The 22,119-nt window shown below is 40.0% G+C and carries 15 protein-coding genes; 13 read left to right on the forward strand and 2 right to left on the reverse strand.

The window, feature by feature from the left end:
* Positions 1-111 precede the first annotated feature (111 nt).
* Both leuS and lptE read left to right on the forward strand, forming a co-directional pair.
* Positions 112-2,754, forward strand: coding sequence for a leucine--tRNA ligase (leuS, locus tag ACFIJR_RS03140; protein WP_375653689.1), 2,643 nt, complete (start codon positions 112-114; stop codon positions 2,752-2,754).
* Positions 2,741-3,337 carry an LPS assembly lipoprotein LptE gene (gene lptE / locus ACFIJR_RS03145; protein ID WP_375626612.1) on the forward strand — a complete coding sequence of 199 codons (597 nt, stop codon included), beginning with the start codon at positions 2,741-2,743 and terminating at the stop codon, positions 3,335-3,337. Before leuS ends, lptE begins: the two co-directional genes overlap by 14 nt.
* Here the strand turns inward: lptE and fsa are convergent.
* The gene (fsa, locus tag ACFIJR_RS03150; RefSeq protein WP_375625222.1) at positions 3,334-3,987 is read right to left on the reverse strand and encodes a fructose-6-phosphate aldolase; all 654 of its coding nucleotides are present in this window, start codon (positions 3,985-3,987) and stop codon (positions 3,334-3,336) included. The two genes, lptE and fsa, sit on opposite strands and share 4 nt — an antisense overlap.
* A gap of 538 nt (positions 3,988-4,525) precedes the next feature.
* Between fsa and ACFIJR_RS03155 the strand changes: the two genes are divergently transcribed.
* The 9 genes from ACFIJR_RS03155 (at position 4,526) to ACFIJR_RS03195 (ending at position 17,218) form a co-directional block, all read left to right on the forward strand.
* Positions 4,526-4,762 carry a hypothetical protein gene (locus tag ACFIJR_RS03155; RefSeq protein WP_375625223.1) on the forward strand — a complete coding sequence of 79 codons (237 nt, stop codon included), beginning with the start codon at positions 4,526-4,528 and terminating at the stop codon, positions 4,760-4,762.
* Positions 4,763-5,096: 334 nt separating this feature from the next.
* Positions 5,097-7,292 carry a primosomal protein N' gene (locus ACFIJR_RS03160; RefSeq protein ID WP_375653575.1) on the forward strand — a complete coding sequence of 732 codons (2,196 nt, stop codon included), beginning with the start codon at positions 5,097-5,099 and terminating at the stop codon, positions 7,290-7,292.
* Between the two features lie 1,995 nt (positions 7,293-9,287).
* Positions 9,288-9,872 carry an ATP synthase F1 subunit delta gene (gene atpH, locus ACFIJR_RS03165; protein ID WP_375653577.1) on the forward strand — a complete coding sequence of 195 codons (585 nt, stop codon included), beginning with the start codon at positions 9,288-9,290 and terminating at the stop codon, positions 9,870-9,872.
* Positions 9,872-11,407 (forward strand): F0F1 ATP synthase subunit alpha, encoded by a 1,536-nt coding sequence (atpA, locus tag ACFIJR_RS03170; protein WP_375653578.1) that lies wholly within the window; start codon positions 9,872-9,874, stop codon positions 11,405-11,407. Before atpH ends, atpA begins: the two co-directional genes overlap by 1 nt.
* 20 nt (positions 11,408-11,427) lie before the next feature.
* Entirely contained in the window at positions 11,428-12,339 is a 912-nt protein-coding gene (locus ACFIJR_RS03175) for a F0F1 ATP synthase subunit gamma (protein WP_375653579.1), read from the forward strand.
* A 19-nt stretch (positions 12,340-12,358) separates the two neighbouring features.
* Positions 12,359-14,002: a F0F1 ATP synthase subunit beta gene (gene atpD, locus ACFIJR_RS03180; RefSeq protein WP_375625228.1), complete on the forward strand. Its 1,644-nt coding sequence runs from the start codon at positions 12,359-12,361 to the stop codon at positions 14,000-14,002.
* A gap of 108 nt (positions 14,003-14,110) precedes the next feature.
* Positions 14,111-14,527, forward strand: coding sequence for an ATP synthase F1 subunit epsilon (gene atpC, locus ACFIJR_RS03185; RefSeq protein ID WP_375625229.1), 417 nt, complete (start codon positions 14,111-14,113; stop codon positions 14,525-14,527).
* Between the two features lie 24 nt (positions 14,528-14,551).
* Entirely contained in the window at positions 14,552-16,180 is a 1,629-nt protein-coding gene (locus ACFIJR_RS03190; protein WP_375653581.1) for an MFS transporter, read from the forward strand.
* Positions 16,181-16,210: 30 nt separating this feature from the next.
* Positions 16,211-17,218, forward strand: a complete 1,008-nt coding sequence (locus tag ACFIJR_RS03195) for an HlyD family secretion protein (RefSeq protein WP_375625231.1) — start codon at positions 16,211-16,213, stop codon at positions 17,216-17,218.
* Positions 17,219-17,695: 477 nt separating this feature from the next.
* On the opposite strand, the gene ACFIJR_RS03200 is transcribed toward ACFIJR_RS03195, so the two are convergent.
* Positions 17,696-17,980, reverse strand: a complete 285-nt coding sequence (locus ACFIJR_RS03200; protein WP_375653582.1) for a hypothetical protein — start codon at positions 17,978-17,980, stop codon at positions 17,696-17,698.
* Positions 17,981-18,845: 865 nt separating this feature from the next.
* On the opposite strand from ACFIJR_RS03200, the gene ispG reads away from it, so the two are divergent.
* Complete coding sequence (gene ispG / locus ACFIJR_RS03205) at positions 18,846-20,087, forward strand: flavodoxin-dependent (E)-4-hydroxy-3-methylbut-2-enyl-diphosphate synthase (protein WP_375625233.1); 1,242 nt, start codon at positions 18,846-18,848, stop codon at positions 20,085-20,087.
* Positions 20,088-20,427: 340 nt separating this feature from the next.
* A complete protein-coding gene (locus tag ACFIJR_RS03210; RefSeq protein WP_375625234.1) occupies positions 20,428-21,579 on the forward strand; it encodes an MFS transporter in 1,152 nt (383 codons plus the stop codon).
* Positions 21,580-22,119 lie beyond the last annotated feature (540 nt).

The raw sequence follows: 22,119 nt of genomic DNA on the forward strand, positions 1-22,119 counted from the left end.
TAAAATACTTAGGGAAATATTTCACGAAAATGTTGACGATGAGCTTAATCCATGGTCAAGCATAATAAAACAAGTTTTTTGGTTCAGTTTTATTAAAAGAGTATAATGGGAATGACGATTGAACATTATAATATAGGCGAACGCTATAATCCACGTGCGAGAGAAAAAAAATGGCAAGAAATTTGGGATGAAAAGAAAATTTTTCAGACTGTTCAAGAAGATGCTCGTGAAAAATATTATGTTTTAGAAATGTTTCCTTATCCGTCAGGCCGCATTCACATGGGGCATGTGCGCAATTATGCCATGGGGGATGTGGTGGCACGCTATAAAAGGGCAATGGGTTTTAATGTGCTTCATCCTATGGGGTGGGATGCTTTTGGTATGCCGGCTGAGAATGCTGCTCTGCAAAGTAAAGTGCATCCTAAAACTTGGACTTATCAAAATATTGCTGTAATGCGCGGGCAATTAAAGCAATTAGGGCTCTCTTTAGATTGGACGCGTGAATTTGCGACTTGTGATGTGGAATATTACCATCGTCAACAAATGTTGTTCCTTGATTTCTATCAAAAGGGGTTGGTTGCACGTAAAGTGGCTAAGGTGAATTGGGACCCTGTTGACCACACCGTTTTGGCCAATGAGCAGGTTGTTGATGGGCGGGGTTGGCGTTCTGGTGCGTTGGTGGAACAGCGTGAATTGACGCAGTGGTTTTTCAAAATTAGCGACTTTAGTGAAGAGCTCTTGGCTGGGCTTGAAGAGCTGGAGCAGTGGCCCGAAAAAGTTCGCACTATGCAGAAAAATTGGATTGGAAAATCACAAGGTTTGCTGATTCGTTGGGCTTTAAAGTCGGCGGGTGGTGTTGATGATGTTTGTGAGAAATTTGATGAGGTTGTTTGTTATTCAACGCGTCCTGATACACTGTTTGGCGCTTCCTTTTTGGCTCTGTCTGTTGATCATCCTATTGCACAAGCTTTGGCAAAAAAAGACAAAGCGTTGAGTGCTTTTATTGAAAATTGTCGGTGTGGTGGGACGACAACAGCAGCACTTGAAACAGCTGAAAAACAAGGATTTCTTACGCCCCTTTTGGCAGTTCATCCTTTTGATTCAACAGTACATATTCCTGTTTATATCGCTAATTTTGTGCTTATGGACTATGGAACAGGGGTTGTTTTTGGTTGTCCGGCTCATGATCAGAGAGATTTTGATTTTGCGCGTAAATATGATCTTCCAATAAAACCGGTGGTTTTGCCAAAAGGAGAGCAAGCAGAAGATTTTGTCATTGCTGAAACAGCTTATACGGGTGATGGTGTGATGATCAACTCCAGCTTTTTGGATGGTTTGACACCTCAACAAGCTTTTGAAGAAGCAGCCAAAAGGCTTGAAGAACAAATGCTCAATGGGCAACCGCAAGGGAAAAAAACAGTGCAATTTCGTTTGCGTGATTGGGGGATTTCGCGGCAACGTTATTGGGGGTGCCCCATTCCGATGATCCATTGTACATCTTGCGGAGTGATTCCAGTGCCACGTACCGATTTACCGGTTGTGTTGCCTGATGATGTTACTTTTGATCAACCTGGAAATCCTCTTGCACGGCATGAAAGGTGGCAGAATGTTACTTGTCCTTCCTGTGGTCAACCTGCCAAACGTGAAACCGATACTATGGATACATTTGTTGACTCTTCTTGGTATTATGCACGCTTTACGGCTCCTTTTGCGCAGGAACCTGTCGACAAACAAGCAATCTCTGAATGGTTGCCTGTGCAACAATATATTGGTGGAATTGAGCATGCCATTCTTCATCTTCTTTATGCACGCTTTTTTATGCGTGCCATGAAATTGATCGGCCATGCGACTGTTGATGAGCCTTTTAAGGGGCTTTTTACCCAAGGTATGGTGGTTCATGAAACCTATCGGGATGATCAAGGGTGGGTTTCTCCAGCAGAAATTTCCATTGTTGAAAAGGATGGAAAACGACAGGCTTATAAATTGACTGATCAAAGTGAAGTGATGATTGGTTCGATTGAAAAAATGTCGAAATCAAAAAAGAATGTCGTTGATCCTGATGATATTATCGCATCCTATGGTGCTGATACTGTGCGTTGGTTTGTGTTGTCAGATTCTCCCCCTGATCGGGATGTCATCTGGACAGAATCTGGTGTTGAAGGAGCCCATCGCTTTGTACAGCGTGTTTGGCGCCATGTGGCTTTGAGTGCTTCTGTTTTAAAGGATGTGGCGCCTTGTGCAGGGCATCAGGGGGCAGCTTTGGAACTCTCAAAAGCTGCACATCGCACGCTTTGCGCTGTAGAAGATGATTTGGAAAAATTTGCTTTTAATCGGGCTATTGCACGCCTTTATGAATTCTTGAATATTATGGCACCGTTGCTCAACAAGATAGCAAGTGTTGACGATGAAATGAAAGCTTCTTTACGTCAAGCCATGGATTTTTTTCTTGCCATGATTGCACCGATGATGCCTCATTTAGCAGAAGAATGTCATGCTGCTTTAGGGGGAAAAACTTTAATGTCTGCGCTTGCTTGGCCTGTTTATGACAGCGCGTTAACCGTTGCGGAATGCTATACTTTGCCAGTACAAATTAATGGTAAAAAACGCGGTGAGGTGAGCGTTGCAGCAACTGCTGATGAAGCGATGATTAAAGAAGCGGTTTTGGCTTTAGATTTTGTAAAGGCACAGCTGGTTGAAAAGCCTGTGAAAAAAATCATTATTGTTCCACAAAGGATTGTGAATGTCGTTTTTTAAAAGTTTGATTCTTGTTGTTTTAGCTGGTGTATTCACACTGTTGTGTGGATGCAAAGTTGAACCGCTTTATCGTCAAGAATTGCAGAGTGCAATGACAATGAATTCTGCTTCTTATGGGAAGCCTGTTTCTGGGCAAGCTTCTTTGGGGCTTTCAGCAAAGCTTGCTTCTATTGTTGTGGAAGAGCCTTCGGATCGTTTTGGTCAAATGGTGCGCAATCATCTGCTTTTTCTTTTGTATGGAAATGGTGCTAAACCTTCTCTACCTGCTTATCGATTGGCATTGCAGATATCTGTATCTACAAGAGAATCTATGCAGATAGAGGTTGATTTCGAGAAAAAACGAAAAGGACGACCTTCTGTTGGAACTGTTATGAGCAGAGCTTCTTATACTTTGCAGGATATGAAAAATACTCTTGTTGCAAAAGGAACAGCAATGATGAATGCATCTTTTGACCGACTTCGTCAAGAATATGCAACGATGCAAGCAGAAGAAGATGCAAAAAAACGGGTTGCTGAAGAGTTGGCTGAACAGATTTTTTTGTTACTTTCAAAAGATCTTTCCAATAAAAACTCTAGATATTAAGCAATATTTTGTCCTGTTTTTTTCCAGTCGTTGAGAAATATTTGCAACCCTTTATCAGTGAGAGGGTGTTTGACTAGTGCTTTTAATATTGCTGGTGGAACTGTTGCAACGTCAGCACCACTGAGTGCTGCTTCTTTGACATGATTAACGGTGCGGATTGAAGCGGCCAAGATTTGTGTTTCAAAGTTATAGTTATCATAAATTGTGCGAATTTCATGAAGCAGTTCACTTCCATCATTTCCACAATCATCAAGTCTACCAATAAAAGGTGAAACGAATGTTGCGCCTGCTTTGGCAGCAAGTAAGGCTTGATTGGCAGAAAAACAAAGTGTGAGATTTGTTTTTAGTCCTTCTTTTGTGAGGGCTTTACAGGCTTTTAATCCATCGAATGTTAAAGGAAGCTTGATACAAATATTGTCGGCAATCTTTGCTAAAACAGCCGCTTCTTTCATCATGCTTTCAAATTCCGTTGCTGCAACTTCAGCAGAAACAGGTCCGCTAATGAGAGCACAAATTTCTTTTGTAACATCAAGAATATTGCGTCCTGATTTTAGGATAAGAGAGGGATTGGTGGTGACACCATCAACAAGGCTTAAATTCTGTAACTCTTGAATTTCTTCAATATTGGCGCTATCCACAAAAAACTTCATCTCTAACCTCTTCTTGTTAGCTTTTATCATATTTTTTGTTATGCGCTATTGTTGATTGCAAAAGCAAGAGAAAGAATTAATCTCTGTATAAAGAACAAGAATGCTATGATGTTAACCATGTACCCATTTTATATCGTTGCTCTTGATAAGGCATAGGGCTCATTGCGTACCAACATTTTTGCGTATTGGAATCTTTGCGTAGCGGTATTTTTATACTTATGAAAATAAGCTAGCATTATCACACACTTTGCTCATTTCCTATTTGCGATTGCTCTTGATATTTGAGAGAGCATCATAAGATACCTCCTTTTTTCAGGGGGGTACGTTTAACCTCATTTTTGATAGAAGTGAATGGATTTATTTTATCGTAAAACACCATTGAAGAAGGCATGTAAATTTTACATATGAAGTGTTTTTTTATGGTCAATACATTGATTTATTCTGTGTTACCCATTCTTCAACAATACGCTTTTGTGCTACTTGTATTGTTGCTTGATTCTCAATCAAGCTGAAAGATGTAGGCACGTGTTTTCACTTTTTGGCACAAAGCCAAGGTGAATATTGTAACGGTTCCATTTGCAATACTATTCTCCCTGTAATTCAAATCATAGGAGACTCTCTCATTGATAAGGATTTACAAATGTTCCTCGATGAGTTTGAAATGAGAAAAATTCATCGTACTGATGGTTTTTATTACAATAGGTATAATGATGATTATATTTTTATAAATCAGTTTGTTGAAGATAAATTGAGATATGAAGCGGTAAAAAAATAAACGTGTGTGTTGGGAAGAAGTTACACTATGGGATCGCTTTGTTGAAGAGCGCACTGACGATATCATGTTGAATGCTTAATAGTGATGCGCTTTATTTGCACAAAAGAAAGGCGCTAGTTTTTTTGCTATAAAGTTTTTTGTTATAGAGGATGAGATTGGTTCTTTTATTGACACTTTGGTGATGGAATGAGTGTTAAAAAGAATTCTTTTGAGAAAAGTGTTGTGATAGGGGGGATTGAATCCTGTAATGAATTTTATAAGAGTGTTTAAAGATAAGGTTTAGACCTGTTGGTGTTTAAGAGGTCGTAGATTGGTTTAAAAGATGAATTCAAACATGATAGAGGAAAAGATTGTATCCGTATTGGTTCCTCTTCCTGTTGCTCACGCTTATAGTTATAAAGTTCCATCTTCTATGGAGGTGAATGTTGGTTCCTTTGTTCGGGTTCCGGTGATGGGGCGTGAGCTTTGCGGTTTTGTTGTGGATGTTGGAGAGAAGGCAGCCGATGGGCAAAGGTCTGGTTCGGTGGCGCGTGAAAAATTACGCTCTTTGCTTCATGTTTTTGATTGTCCCCCCTTAAAGGCAGAAATGATCACATTTTTGCGTTTTGTTAGTCGCTATACAATGGCGCCTTTTGGTCTTGTGGCGCGATTGGTTTTGTCTGTACCGGCTGCTTTAGAGCCGGAAGCGCAGATGCTGGGTTTGCGATATTGTGGTGGAAATGTAGAACGTCTCACACCAGCGCGATTACGGGTTTTGGAATTGGTGCGTAATGAGAAGATATGGACACGTTCTGGTCTTGCGCATGCGGCTGGAACTTCGGTTTCTGTTGTTGAAGGTTTAAAAGCGCTAGGGGTTTTTGAAGATATTATAGTTCCTGCTCCTGATCTTGTGGCAATGCCTGATCCTGACTTTTGTCCTCCTCAGTTGCAGGGAGCGCAAAATGAAGCAGCAACAATATTGCGGGAAGGTGTTTTATCTTCTCAGTTTCAAGTTTTTTTGCTTGATGGTGTTACGGGATCAGGAAAGACAGAGGTTTATTTTGAAGCGGTCGCTCAAGCCTTCAAAGGGGGCAAGCAGGTTTTAATTTTATTGCCGGAAATTGCTTTAACACAGCAGTTTTTAGATCGTTTTTATGCACGCTTTGGAGCTGCAGCAGCAGAATGGCATTCTGATTTGACGCCACGTCGTAGAGAACGTGTCTGGCGGCAAGTTGCAGAAGGGCGGGTGCGTGTTGTTGCGGGGGCTCGTTCAGCGCTTTTTCTTCCCTTTCATGAGCTTGGCTTGATTGTTGTTGATGAAGAACATGATAGCGCTTATAAACAAGAAGAGCGCATTTTTTACCATGCGCGTGATATGGCTGTTGCTCGGGGCTCTTTTGAGCATTTTCCTGTTATTTTATCTTCAGCAACACCGTCGATTGAAAGCCAAGCTAATGTTTTAAAAGGGCGTTATAAAAAGGTGCATTTACCTTCCCGTTTTAAAGAAGTAGCACTTCCACAGTTGCGGGTGGTTGATATGCGCCAAGGAGGGGTGCAAAAGGGGCGCTTTATTTCCTTTGCTCTTGAAAGGGCTTTAAAACAAACGCTTGATAAGGGCGAACAAGCTCTTCTTTTTCTTAATCGTCGTGGTTATGCACCTTTAACTTTATGCCGAATTTGCGGACATCGTTTTCATTGTACTGATTGTTCAAGTTGGTTGGTAGAACATCGTGCGCAAGGGCAATTGAAATGTCATCATTGTGGGTATCATGAACCACTTCCTCAAGCCTGTCCTGAATGTGGGACATTAGATCATCTCGTGGCTTGTGGACCGGGTGTGGAAAGAATTGCAGAAGAAACACAAATGCTTTTTCCTCAAGCGCGATCATTGATTCTTTCAACAGATCTCAAAGGAGGGATTGGGCAATTGCGAAGCGAATTACAAGCCATTGCAAATGGCGATGTGGACATTATTATTGGAACACAGTTGGTCGCTAAAGGACATCATTTTCCCAAGCTCTCTCTGGTTGGCGTTATTGATGCTGATCTTGGTCTTGCCAATGGCGATTTACGCGCAAGTGAACGTACCTATCAGCTGCTTTCTCAAGTTACCGGAAGAGCAGGGCGTGTGGGATTGAAAAGTTTAGGATTATTGCAAACTTATCAACCAGATCATCCTGTCATCAAAGCCCTACTTTCATGTCAGCCAGAAGATTTTTACACACGTGAGATTACAGCGCGTCAGCATTATCATTTGCCTCCCTATGGGCGGCTTGCCTCTTTGATTGTGTCTGCACAACAGCGCCAAGCAGCAGAACATTATGCGCGCGCATTGCGTCAAGCAGCGCCACGGGAAAAAAATATCTCGGTTATGGGACCAGCAGAAGCGCCTTTGGCTTTGGTTCGGGGGCGTTATCGTTTTCGGCTTTTGCTGCAAGGACAGCGCTCCTTTGATATACAAGGGTTTATACGTGCAATGCTTAGTGGTACACCCAAAATGCCCAGTTCTGTTCGGGTTCAAATTGATATTGATCCGCAAAGTTTTTTCTAAAACCAGTATCGCATAAAGTGAAGGTCTCTTTGCTTAAGATGCTTTACTTTAATATTATATATTTCAGAATAAGCATCCTAGCAGCAGAATATGATACATGTGCATTGCATTAAGCAGAGCTACGGGAAAAAATATCTTTGTTATGGAACCAGCAGAAGCGTCTCTATTATTCGAGGACACTATCATTTCGGCTTTTACTCCTTTTTTGTTTTAGGGACAGTACCCTTTTGATAGGCGGATTCTTTTTATAAGGGCGGATTATAGGGTCTGAAAATGCTTAGCTGTACACCCAAAATATCCAATTTTATACGGGTTCAAATTGATATTTATCTATGCTTTTTCTAAAATCAGTGCAATATAGTGCCATATAATATAGTGCCGTATAAAGTGAAGCTACGTGGGCTTAATGAAGGTCGTGTTTTTGATATTATTTGACCTTAAAACCTTATGCAGCAGCGTTCATAAGATGTATCAGCGCTGTACGAGTCGTACTTGCTTTTGTATGTTAGATTAGGGCGAGAATATTGCATATATCTATTTTATTTATCTTTGACGAGAACACAGACTCATTTTGGAGCGTAAAGGTCAAAATGCGTATTCATCGTTGTTGTCCTTATTTACGGCTTTAGAATTTTCAAAAGCGTCCATAATTATAATTTTTATAAATAATAAATATTGATTTATAGTGATAATATGCCGTTATTCGCTTTAGAAGCTCAACTATTTTAGGATTCTCTTATTTTAAATCTGGTTATATTGATCCAACAAAATCATTCGTTTGCATGTTACAGATGGGGGGAGCCTGTGTCGAGTGAAACTATATAAGAAAGGACTAAAGTGCTTAATCATCTCAAGTGTTAAGGGCTGTCGTAAAATTGGGAGATGGCAAAGTATGTGATGGTGCCAGCTTGTTCTTTCATAAGTGTGAAGATGAGGTTGCTCAATGGAGTTATCATTATAGCATTTATGGGTGCTGTCGTGAAATGGAGATTCTCCATTGTTTCATGCTTTTGTTACTTTCGTTCTCTAATGGGGGCACATTTTTCATGTAAAGCAGAACGTCCAAAACGGAATATTACCGAACATCTATTGTATTACTACATTCATATGCTTGTTTAAACAAATGTTTTTCAGCATGCTCGAATTCATTTTATGATGTTTTTCGAGTGTAGCATGTAAAAGCTTTCATGAATGAAAAAACCGCGTTAAGGCTCCCCATTTTTATTTCATAAAGGTATAAAATGGCGCCATTTATTATTTAGCTTTTAGGATTACGAAAGCTCTTGGTACTTGAGAGCGTTTATACGAGGTGTTTTTTCTTTAATCATTTCCTTTTTTGTTTGTGATGGAGCAAGGGAGTGATTTTGATAGAAAGATTTGAAATAAGAGAATCTTTCGATGTTTGGGGCTCATCTGGTATGAAAAATGATATATTATCATTATAAATCAATATGTTGTATACTTAAAGAGTGTGTTTACAAGAAAATATACTTGGTGAATTTTTTTAAAAGGAGTGGGTATTTGAAGAAAAAAGATCAATTTTTTCTTTAATTTTTAGGAGGATATTCATTACTTTTTTTCTTATCAGTTTGCAATAATAGACTTTTTCAGTCGCATTCGCATCTCGTTAAAGGTCTTGTGGTGATAAAGGGAGTGTTTTTTAGAGAAGAAGTTTTTTATTATGGTGGCAAGAGCATTTGAAGCAAAATCAAAGAGAGTGAAAAAATCGCTCAGAGAATGTCAAAAAGAGGCATAAAAAAACTGTGTTGCCATCTTGTATATCTAAAAAAAATTCTTTTCAAAAATATTTTGAATATTTTATTAAAATTTTTAAAAAGCAGCGATTTGTGGTGTTGCGAGTCGGCTATGTCTATGCTAGAAACCAAGAGGTTTTTGTTCTAGGTTTTAAGAAGAAGATTCTTAAGATTGAGAATGTCTGTTTCATTTCATCTGATAACTATCAGAGAGTCGCTCAAGGGAAAGAGGCGGTATTTCGTGTCGGATTCATTTTCTCTCATACCGCTGCCGTTGGTAGATCAACGCTATGCGCAAGCGCTTTTTGATTGCGTTCAAGAAGCCGGAAACATTGAAAAGGTTGAAAAGGCAGTGGAAGATCTTTTGCTTGTTTTGGAGCAAAATAAAGATTTAAAACGCTTTGTGCTTAGTCCATTCTTTTCAGTTAAAGAGCAAGTTAAGGTGATGCAATCTGTTTGTGCAAACATCAAATTTGCTGATAAAAACGCAGGGCAGGTTATTGGTAATTTTTTACGCGTTATTGCAACAAACCGTAGGCTTAGTGCCGTATTTGGTATTTTACATGCTTTTCAGCGTTGCGTTGCGCGCGCTCGTAGGCAGGTGACTGCGCAAATTATTTCTGCGCGCCCCTTAAGTTCTCAACAAAGACAAGAGTTGTGTGAGGCTTTGGAAGGTGTCGTTGGAGGAAAAGTTTTGCTACACAGCATTGTGAATCCAACAATTCTTGGTGGATTAATCGTTCGTGTGGGATCGTCTCAAATTGATACGTCTCTTCTCACAAAATTGTCTTCGCTTAAGCTTGCATTGAAAAAAGAGGTCAGCTGATGGATATTAGACCATCTGAAATTTCAAAAATTCTAAAAGAGCAAATCAAAAACTTTGACCAAAAGGCTGAGGTTTCAGAAATTGGTTGGGTTCTCTCTGTAGGGGATGGTATCGCTCGCGTTTATGGTTTGGATAATGTCCAAGCAGGGGAAATGGTCGCCTTTCCAAACGGTGTGCGCGGTATGGCCCTCAATTTGGAAGTTGATAATGTTGGTGTGGTCATTTTTGGCTCAGATCGTGATATTCGTGAAGGTGATTGTGTAAAGCGGTTAGGCGCTATCGTCGATGTTCCTGTGGGGCCCGCTTTGCTCGGGCGTGTGGTTGATGCGTTGGGAAACCCTATCGATGGGAAGGGGCCCATTAAAGCAACAGAGCGTCGTCGTGTTGATGTTAAGGCTCCTGGAATTATTCCGCGTCAGTCTGTCCATGAACCGATGTCGACCGGATTGAAAGCGATTGACGCACTTATTCCTATTGGACGGGGGCAGCGTGAATTGGTGATTGGTGATCGCCAAACAGGAAAAACAGCAATTTTGCTCGATACATTTTTAAACCAAAAACCTTTTCATGAAAAAGGGGCTGGACGAGAGCAAGACAAAGTTTATTGTATTTATGTGGCTATCGGTCAAAAACGTTCGACGGTGGCACAATTCGTTAAAGTTTTAGAAGAACGTGGAGCGTTGGAATATTCTATTATTGTTGCAGCGACCGCTTCTGATCCAGCACCACTGCAATTTATTGCACCTCTTTCTGGATGTGCTATGGGTGAGTATTTCCGTGATAATGGGCAACATGCTTTGATCGGTTATGATGACTTGTCAAAACAGGCGGTGGCGTATCGTCAAATGTCTCTTTTATTGCGTCGTCCTCCAGGTCGTGAAGCTTATCCGGGGGACGTTTTCTATCTGCATTCGCGTCTTTTAGAACGGGCTGCGAAGTTGAATGCGGAAAATGGATCTGGGTCGTTGACAGCTTTGCCGGTTATTGAAACGCAAGCAAATGATGTTTCTGCCTATATTCCTACAAATGTGATTTCGATTACTGATGGGCAAATTTTTCTCGAAACAAATTTATTTTATCAAGGAATTCGTCCTGCTGTAAATGTTGGTCTTTCTGTGTCGCGTGTTGGTTCTGCCGCACAAATTAAGGCGATGAAGCAAGTTGCTGGCTCGATTAAAGGTGAATTGGCGCAATATCGTGAAATGGCAGCTTTTGCGCAGTTTGGCTCTGATTTGGATGCGTCAACCCAGCGTCTGTTGAATCGGGGTGCACGTTTGACTGAGCTTTTGAAACAGCCACAATTTTCTCCACTTAAAACGGAAGAACAAGTGGTGGTTATTTTCGCCGGTGTGAATGGCTATCTTGATGCTTTGGCGGTTTCTGATGTTGCGCGGTTTGAGCAGGGACTTTTGGTGCTTTTGCGTAGTGATTATCAAGATCTCTTAAAGGCAATTGCTGAGCAAAAGCAAATAACAGACGAGCTGAAAGATAAGTTGATAACTGTTCTTAATACTTATGCGAAAAATTTCTCGTGATGAATTGATGGAATGCTTGAATGGCTTCACTAAAAGATCTTAGAGACCGTATCGCTTCGGTTAAAGCAACACAAAAGATCACCAAAGCTATGCAGATGGTTGCAGCGGCAAGGTTGCATCGTGCTCAAGAGGCAGCGCAGTCTGCGCGTCCTTATGCGAAGAAGATGGCTGATATTTTGATCAGTCTTGCTGCTGATGTAGATGGTGTTGATGCGCCTGCTCTTATGCGTGGTACGGGGCGAGATGATGTGCATCTCTTGGTGGTGTGTACTGCTGAGCGCGGTTTGTGTGGTGCTTTTAATGTGCAAATTGCTCGTCGTGCACGTGAACAGATTAAGGCATTGTTGGCATCTGGTAAAATAGTGAAAATTATCACTGTGGGCAAAAAAGGTGCGGATATTTTATCGCGTGATTACAAAGGTTTGATAATTGATCATATCGATTTGCATGCTGTAAAGCGCATTGGTTTTGCAGAGGCGGTGATGATTAGTCAACGGATTGTTGATTTATTCAATGAAGGCGCTTTCGATGTCTGTACGCTGTTTTATTCTGAATTTATTTCTGTGATTAATCAGCGTCCAACAGCTTTTGGCTTGATTCCGATGATTGCTCCAAAAGCAGCTGTTGAGGCAATAGATGTTGAGGAGCAAACAGATCATAGTAAAGGTTCACAATCAATTGTCTATGAGTATGAACCTGATGCGGCTTCTCTTTTAGAGGCGCTTGTGCCACGCAATCTTTCGGTGCAAATCTTTCGGGCTTTGCTAGAAAATATTGCTGGTGAGATGGGTGCCAAGATGACAGCTATGGACAATGCATCGCGCAATGCAGGTGAAATGATTAATAAATTGACGGTAGCTTATAATCGTCAACGTCAGGCACAGATTACGACAGAATTGATCGAAATTATTGCGGGCGCTGAAGCGCTTTAAATGGAAAAGGTAAGGATTGATGGTAAAAGCAGTAACCTCAAGCAAAGGAACAGAAAAAGGTGAAAAAAAGAAACCAGCTGTTCGTTCCGGCGTGAAAAAAGCCGCTTCGAAGTCTCAAGTGGATGTAACGGCTTCAGTGGATGTAAAGGCTTCCTCTGCGCCTGCGCGTAGTGCAGCTAAAGATACACCTGTAAAAAAAGATGCATCCGCAAAAAAAGAAGAGCGTGCACAAGCCGCTGTTGGTGAGATCAAGCAGGTTATTGGTGCTGTCGTTGATGTGCAATTTGAAGGTGAACTGCCAAATATTCTTAACGCTTTGGAAACAGAGAATTTGGGCAATCGCTTGGTATTAGAAGTTGCGCAGCATTTGGGTGAAAATACCGTGCGTACGATTGCTATGGATACTACTGATGGTTTGATGCGGGGCCAAAAGGTTGTGGATACAGGTACGCAAATTAGCGTTCCTGTAGGAGAAGCAACATTGGGACGTATTATGAATGTGATTGGAGAGCCGGTGGATAATGTGGGACCAATTCCTGCAACCAAAACGCGTTCTATTCACCAAGATGCACCTGCATATGTTGAGCAATCAACCATTTCAGAAATTCTCGTCACCGGTATTAAAGTTGTGGATTTGTTAGCTCCTTATTCTAAAGGAGGTAAAATTGGCTTGTTTGGTGGCGCTGGTGTTGGAAAAACCGTTCTTATTATGGAGCTTATAAACAATATTGCAAAGGCTCATGGTGGCTATTCTGTATTTGCTGGTGTGGGAGAACGTACACGGGAAGGAAATGATCTTTATTATGAAATGATTGAAAGCCGCGTGAATGTGAATCCAAAAGAGAATAATGGTTCAACGGAAGGGTCGAAGTGTGCCCTTGTTTACGGGCAAATGAATGAACCACCAGGAGCGCGTGCGCGTGTGGCTCTCTCAGGATTGACAATTGCAGAAAGTTTCCGTGATGAAGGACAAGATGTTCTCTTCTTTGTAGATAATATTTTCCGTTTCACGCAAGCTGGTGCTGAAGTGTCAGCGCTTTTAGGGCGTATCCCTTCTGCTGTGGGGTATCAGCCTACCTTGGCAACGGATATGGGGGCTTTGCAAGAACGTATTACCAGTACAAAAACAGGCTCTATTACTTCCGTTCAGGCAATTTATGTTCCTGCCGATGACTTGACGGATCCAGCGCCGGCAACGTCTTTTGCTCATTTGGATGCAACAACTGTTCTTTCGCGCTCTATTGCGGAAAAGGGAATTTATCCGGCGGTTGATCCGCTTGACTCCTTCTCGCGTATGTTGGATCCATTGATTGTAGGAGAAGAGCATTACACTGTTGCTTGTCAAGTGCAAACCATTTTACAACGTTATAGAGCGCTTCAGGATATTATTGCTATTCTTGGAATGGATGAACTTTCTGAAGATGACAAATTGCTGGTGGGACGGGCGCGTAAAATTGAACGTTTCCTTTCGCAACCTTTCCATGTTGCGGAAGCCTTTACTGGTTCGCCAGGGAAACTCGTTCCTTTAGAAGAGACAATCAAAGGCTTTAAAGGTCTTTGTGCTGGCGATTATGATGATTTGCCAGAAGCTGCTTTTTATATGGTTGGTTCGATTGATGAAGCACTTGAAAAAGGAAAGCGTCTCATGGCAGAGGCGTCTTAATAAGAAGCTTCTTGTTCAAGAGAAAACTGTCATGAATATTTTTCGTTAAAAAGGACAAGTCGTTGAAGAAAACAGAGAGTCCTTATATCGGGTATTGTGGAGACTTTTGTGGAAAACAATAGAGAAGAGCATTTTTTATTTGAGCTTGTATCGCCTGAAAAAATTGTGTTTTCAGAGCAGGTAGTGTCTGTTGTTCTTCCTTCAGCTTCAGGTTATTTGACAGTTATGGCGCATCATGCGCCATTGGTAGCAAGCATTGTGTTGGGTAGTGTGCGTGTTCGCACCTCTTTGGGTGAAAAATTGTTTGCTGTATGTGGGGGCGTTGCAAATATCACCTTTTCGGGCTGCTCTTTATTGGTAGAGCACGTTGTGGCTGTAGAGCATCTTTCTTTTGATGTATTGGAACAGCGGATTTTGCAGGTTCAAGCGACATTAGAAGGGGGGACAAGAGATGAGGATAATCATAAAATAGAGGCTTTTTTCCAGCAATTGTCAGCTGATGGTGCTGTGTTGATAGAAGCGTAGCAGCGTATACAGGAAAAAGGTGACATGAGCGGAAAAAAGAGTACGGTTGTGTTTGCTAAAAGGGGTGGAAAACCTTTTCCTCGTCCTGGTCGTGTTTTTGCAGGACCTTTGCCGAAATGTTTTGTTTATATTTTTGCTTCTCTTATTTTGCAATGGGCTTATGGTTTAGGGGCTAATATTGTTCAGTCTAACATTGTCCATCTTACGGGTGATTTTCACGCAACTTTGACCGAGACAACATGGTTGGTAGCGGCCTATATGGCGCCAAATGTGAGTGTAGCGATTATGTTGATCAAAATCCGCTATCAATTTGGGTTGCGTGCTTTTGCTGAATTATCAATCCTTGGCTTCGTTTTGGTTTGCGTGTTGCAACTCTTTGTTACGGATTTGCGTTCTGCATTGATTATTCGCTTTTTTGCTGGGATTGCTGCTGCTCCTTTGGCTTCGCTTGCGCTGCTTTATATGATGGAGGCTTTTGCTCCAGCAAAGAAGTTTACTGTTGGTCTTAGTTTGAATTATATGAATGCGGCTTTAGCGGCGCCTTTATCACGTTTGATTTCTCCTGATTTGCTGGAAAATGGTGGCTTTTCCAGTCTTTCCGCTCTGGAAATGGGGTTGGTTCTCATCAGCTTGGTCTGTATCTATACTTTGCCTCTAACGCCTGTTGTCCGCAGTAAGGTTATTCAAAAGTTAGATTGGATAAGTTATGGTTTGATTGCTCTTGGTCTTGGATTAAATGCCGTGATTATGTCTGTTGGCATATTGTATTGGTGGTATGAAGCACCATGGATTGGTTGGGGGCTTGCAATTGCTATTTTCTCGTTGGCTATTGCTATTATTATTGAGCTTAATAGAGAAAAACCGTTGATTGATTTACGTTGGATTTTCAGTAAAGAAATGGTTCAATCTGTTTTTATTTTATTGATCTTTCATGTTTTTTTGTTGGAGCGGTCAAATTTGCCCGTGGGTTTTTTTAATCTTTTTGGTTTGCTTAATCGTGAGATGGCGCCCATGTATCTTGCGGTGACATTGGGTATTCTGTTAGGGGGGGCTGTTTGTGTCTTTTTTTTACGAGCGGGGCGTGAAGATTATTTTTATTTGTTATCTTTAGGTTGTTTGGCGCTGGGAGCTTATTTAGACAGTCGTGTAAACTATTTAACACGTCCGAAAGATATGATGTTGAGCCAAGGGTTGGTGAGTTTTAGTTATGCACTTTTTTTGCCTCCTGCTCTTTTCAAAGGGTTTGTGATTGCTGGTGAGCGAGGACCGCGTTATGTTTTGAGTTTTATTGCGGTTTTTTTGCTAACACAAGTGACAGGGGGATTGATGGGATCGGCTTTTTTTGGCAGCCTACAGTTTTATTTTGCCCATAAAAACTTTGAGTCCTTAACACAAAATATTGTTGTGACTGATCCGCTTATTTCTGGTGAGATGAATACTTTGTTTTCGCCTTCTTATGGTGCTTCTGTTCCCCATGGCTTGAGCAGTGAACAGGGTACTTCTATGTTGATAGAAAAATTTAAGTTAATAGCAAATATTTTTGCTTATGATGACGTTTTTCGGCTTTATTTTTATATTTCAATGATTGTATTCATTATTTTTCTTGTCACAATGGTTGTTAAGTCATGCTCTTTGCAGGCGTTAGAAAAGTAGAATGATGCCCATAGAAGAGGGGTGCAAAAAATGATAAAAGCATTACGGTCAAAAGCTACGATTGTTGCATTCTTGTCAGGTGTTACGGGTGTTTTGCTGATTTTGTGGGCTTGGAGACTTCCTCCTTTTGTGAGTAACATTCAAATAACGGATAATGCTTCCATTAAGGGCAATGTTACTCTGGTTAGTTCACAGATCTCTGGGGTGATTGCACGGATTTATGTGCAAGATTATCAACGTGTTGAAAAAGGAATGCTGCTCTTTGAGCTTGATGATTCTCTTCTTCGTCAGCAGCTTGCACGGGCACAGGCTGTTCTCGATTCAAAAAATGCAAAACTGGCAAGTATTGAATTGCAAGCTCAGATTTTACAGGGAGAAGTTAATGCTGCAGAAGCAGAATTAACGCGTTCACGAGCATTCTCTAATGTTGTTCCTGATAGTAAAAAGTTAGGCTTTGGTGATGCTGCAATTTCTGTTTCTCGCCCTCTTTCACAACTCTTGGCAGCCCTAGAAACAAAACGACAATTGCAAAAACAATTAAATCTTGAACGGCAAAGTTTACAGTCAGAAGTTTCGGGAGCAAAGGTGAGTGTTGAGTTGGCAAAACTTAATCTTGATCATACGAAGATTTTATCTCCTAGAACAGGCTATATTGGATTGGTTGGCGCTAAGGTAGGGCAATATGTTATGCCGGGTACGCAATTGGTTTCTGTTATTTCTGATGATATTTGGATTATTGCTAATTATAAGGAAACGCAACTTTCTCAGATGCGTGTGGGACAACCGGTTGTTTTTTCTGTTGATGCATTGAACAACAAAAAGTTAACGGGGCGTGTGGTTCGTTTTGCTCCGGCGACAGGTTCAGAGTTTTCATTGTTAAAAACAGATACGACAATTGGTAATTTTATCAAAATTGCGCAACGTATTTCAGTACGGATTTCTTTAGATCCTGGGCAGGAGGGGATTGAAAAGCTCATTCCTGGGATGTCTGTGGTTACGTACGTGGATACTTCGCAGCGGGTCGATTCTGGAGGATAAATTTTGGGTTTTTTCAGTTTAATTCTTGTGTCATTTACTTATAGCAAATGGGTATTCACATTGGAAGATTTCGTTTGGTTTTTTATAATACATCTTTTAAAGCTCTTAGGCTTCTTATACTTCTATATCATGATGTCAATTAATGTTCCTTAAAATATTAAAGCGCATGCATCTTTACTGACTTCCATTTCTTTTGAAATAACTCAGTAGGGGGGATAGATGCAATGTTGAAAACTTTTCTTATAGTTTCTCACAACACTGTCCTTTGAGATGTGGTGCTACCGCGTGTTTTGAGGATAGGGGTAAGGAGACTGCCAGATAGAAAATTGGATAATAGATTGGTGGAATGGATGGAAAACTTATCTTTTGGAGGAAAGCGTAAAGTTAGGGGGAAAGATGTAAAGTTTATATTTTGTAAACTATAAAAAATGCCCGCTTTGAGTCGGGCATTAAAAGGGAAGGTTGTTGGTTGTGTTGTTAATTTTTACGGATCAGCAAGAAGCTTACTAAAACGACTCCTGCTGTTAGTGCGAGGGTTTTTTTAGGATTTTCTTTCGCTTTTTTCTTTAATTCTGCAGCATGTTCGTTGAGGTGATAAAGCGCGTGACGGACTTTTTGTTTCCATGTATCAAACAGCTCAGAAATGTTTTCAAAGCTATCATTTTGAGAACTCCAATGATTTACGGGGACCAGCTCTCTTTTTAATTGTGCTATACGTTTTTTAATTTTAGCATTTTTTCTATGGGGTGAAAATAGACACATTTATTGACTCCTTCATGTGTTAAATTGTTGCGTGACAGTTGGAATTGTGTTTGGGGTTTTGCTATAACGGCTTGAAAATTGAAAGGTTGCATTGATAATGCCGCGCATGGGTGAGATGAGAATTAAGAGTTTAGGTTTTAATGAGGAATTTCTTAATGTGCTCGAGTTCATTTCGTGATGGTGTTTGTTAAGGATTTAAGGTAAAAATTTTTACAAAATGGTGTAAAATTCATTCTATCATCTTTATTTCATAAAGATGTAAGTCGGTGTCTTCATTTTTTTGTTTGTTTAAAGTGTTGGGATAGCTTTTGGCACTTGAAATAGTTTATAAGGAATTTTTATCTACTTGTTCTTTTGTGGCTTTAGGGAGTGGTATTGATTCAATTAAGAAGATTTAAAATGAGAAAATCTTACGATATTTGGGGTTGCCATTCAAATTTGTAAAAAATTGATTATTATAAATCAATGTGTTGGATTAATTGGGCGGTGTCTTTCATGCATTTTTAAAAATTGCGCTTTGATAGGCGTTATCTGTTGTGTTGTAAAACACTGTTTTGCGATGACGTTGATGTAAGGTATCGGCATGCAACTTAAAAATACAGTATTGTCTCTATTTGGTTTCAGTTTCTTTTTGAATCAACCAAGTGTAGAAGTATAAACTTGAACAGAAGTAGTAGAACTTATCCGGTGCGTCTATAGGATGAATCGCACCTATGAGTTGAATTGCATCAGTGGTTAGTAGGTGGAACCTTTTGAGAGTAATCTGTTAAGATTGGGGGGCGGTGTAATTTTCGTCCTTTGAAGCGTGGAGGAAGTCAATGTAAATGATGATTGATAGCGCAGGTTTTAAAAATTTGAGGACTTGATGAGTACGACCTATTTTTTATCTAAACCACTTGAGCGTCGTCGATCTGTTGGTGTTGCTGTTGGTGATGTGATCATTGGGGGGCAGAGCCCGATAGTTGTACAGTCAATGACCAATACGGATACAGCTGATGTTGATGCAACTGTTGCTCAAGTGGCTGCTCTTTGGCAAGCTGGTTCACAATTGGTTCGGATTACTGTTGATCGTGATGAAGCGGCGGCAGCTGTACCAAAAATACGGGAGCGATTGGAGAGGTTAGGATTTTTTGTACCCTTGGTTGGGGATTTTCATTATATTGGACATAAGCTTTTATCTGATCATCCTGCGTGTGCTGAGGCGCTTGCAAAATATCGCATCAATCCTGGAAATGTTGGTTTTGGCGCAAAAAAAGATCGTCAATTTGCAGAAATTATAGAGATTGCTTGTCGGTATCATAAACCTATTCGCATTGGCGTGAATTGGGGCTCTCTTGATAATGCATTGTTAACACGGCTTATGAATGAAAATGCACAGCAAGAAAATCCTTTATCGGTTGCTGAAGTGATGCGGGAAACTGTTGTGCAGTCTGCTCTGCAATCGGCTCTTTGCGCTGAAGAGATGGGGTTGGGACGTGATAAAATTATTCTCTCTGCTAAAGTGAGTGATGTCCAAGATCTTATTGCTGTTTATACCACCTTGGCGGCGCGTTGTGATTATGCTCTTCATTTGGGATTAACGGAAGCTGGGATGGGAACAAAGGGCGTTGTTGCTTCTTCGGTGGCTTTGGGCATTTTATTACAACAAGGGATTGGCGATACAATACGAATTTCCTTAACACCAAAACCTGGTGGTGATCGGACACGAGAAGTAAAGGTGGGGCAAGAACTTTTGCAAGTAATGGGTTTTCGGCAATTTTTGCCTGTGGTTGCGGCTTGTCCTGGTTGTGGGCGCACAACCTCAACGGTCTTTCAACAATTGGCGCAAAAAATTGAAGCAGATTTATACAAAAATATGCCTGTTTGGCGTGAAAAATACCCTGGCGTTGAAAGTTTGAAGGTTGCCGTGATGGGATGTATCGTCAATGGACCGGGGGAGTCAAAACATGCAGATATTGGAATCTCTTTGCCTGGAGTGGGGGAAAGTCCTGCGGCACCTGTTTTTATTGATGGACAAAAGGTAAAAACTTTGCGGGGTGATCACATTGCTGAAGAATTTGAAGCGCTTTTGAGTGATTATATTCATACACGCTTTGGACAGGGTTGAAATAAATTCTTGGAGTGCATTTTTTCTTCATTAAAGGCTGTGTTTTTGCTTGTAAATCAATATTCAGTCCTCATTGTGGTTGCATGTTGAGAACAAGATGATCGTTCATAAATTGAGGCGCTTCTTCATTGTTTTCAAGTATTTCTCTTTGATAATACTGTCTTCAAACAGATCCAATAGAAAACTAAACGTGACATTATTTCCAGCAATTTTCAGAATATCAAATTGATAGGATTGGAGTTCTATATAGCGGCTATTGCCATATTTGTTATAAAATTTAAGCTTTTATCTTTATATAAAAGGATGTATTGACACCTTTCGTGGTGTTATTGGGGAATAGATGACAAATATATTAGCGTTTGGATTTTTATTTAACGGTATAAGAATTTTAACAGGTGCCTTTATTGTATTTTATATGCTTGAAAAAGGGCTAACTCTTATTGATATCGGGATCATTAAGTCGTTTCAGGCTTTTATTATGATGGTTACAGATATTCCTCTGGGATATTTTGCCGATAGAAAAAGTTATAAAATATCTATCGTTTTGGCAGCGGCTTTTGCTGCTACATGGCTATGTCTCATGGGATTTTCTACAAGCTTTTATGGTTTTCTTTTGGCAGAATCTTTTAATGCCTTATCGCTGACATTGATTGCTGGCGCCTATAATGCTTTACTTGTTCAATATGCAAAAGCAAAATTGACATCGACTAAAAAAGTGCTTGGTTCTAGCTCTCAATATAATTACATCGGCATGTTTATATTCAGTTTAATCGGCGCATATTTTGCTGATTATTCTAGCCAATATATATGGTATATCGCGGCGTTTTTAATGTTGATGACAACACTATTTGGTTTGTTTTTTCTTGATGACCTGAAAGGAGAAAAACAACCAAATAAAGCGAATTCTCTCATTTATGATGCTAAAGAGATGTTGTCTATTTTTATTAAAGTTCCTTATATCTCTTTATGCTTTTATTTTTCACTGATCTTTTTCAATATATTCTCGCAGTATTGGCAGTGGATATTTAAAGATCATAATATTAATGTCACTTATTTTGATCTTGGTGTGACATTTTCACTGATATTGCTCTCTCAGCTCTTGGCTAGTTTTCTCTTTACAAAACTAAGTGAAAGAGTGAATTTTATTTTACTACTGTTTCTTTCGGCTTCACTGATTTTTACAATGGTTTTCTTTGAGCCAAGAAAAGAAATTGCTGTTATTTTAGTCTGTATGATTTTTTACTTAATTAAGTATACATATCTTCGTGTAGAAGTTATTTTGCACGATAGTATTAGTGATCATTTCAGGGCTACATATGAATCTTTTTTGTCAACCGTTGGGAGATTTAGCTTATTGGTATTTTTTTACATGAGTGCGTATATGGTCAATATATTTGGCTTTTTCTCACTCGTTTATATTTTGGGTATTTATTTATTGGTTTATCTGTTGGCAATGTTTTTTTTGGAAGGAGCCCTAAAGAAATCTCAGTGAAAATAGTAACGTATTATCACGTGTGTTTCATGCAGTGCTATAGTGGGGCTAGGCTTTTATTTATTAAGGCGCATCATTGTTTTGCATGTTGAATGAGAAAGCTGAATAGTGTCAGTTACTCTCATTTAAAATCTATGTATGTTGAAGCAATCAAAGTCATCTGCTTGTACGTTATAAGTGGGCATGGCATAACAATCATTAAAAAGGAAATAAAAATGCTTCTCATGAATATTGTGCCAAGAGTTGCTGACAAGGTTGGACGCTGATAAAGAAAATGATTGTGCCGGATTATATGCTTATTAAGGAATGGTGATTGCGCATTATTTCACATTTTCTTTTTTCATTCTTTAATGGAAGGCACTTTTCATGCAAAATAGGATACCCAGAATACACTTGTGTTATAAATTCACGCGGCTTGTTTTAATGAAATTCCTCTCAAGATTTGTCGCATCCATTTCATGATAAGGACTATAATGGAGATTAATGGTAACGTTTCTTTGAAAAGTCTATTATGCATTTAACAAAGATGACGATTTACAC

Source organism: Bartonella sp. OD88NMGDW (genome assembly GCF_042193775.1).
GTDB lineage: Bacteria > Pseudomonadota > Alphaproteobacteria > Rhizobiales > Rhizobiaceae > Bartonella > Bartonella grahamii.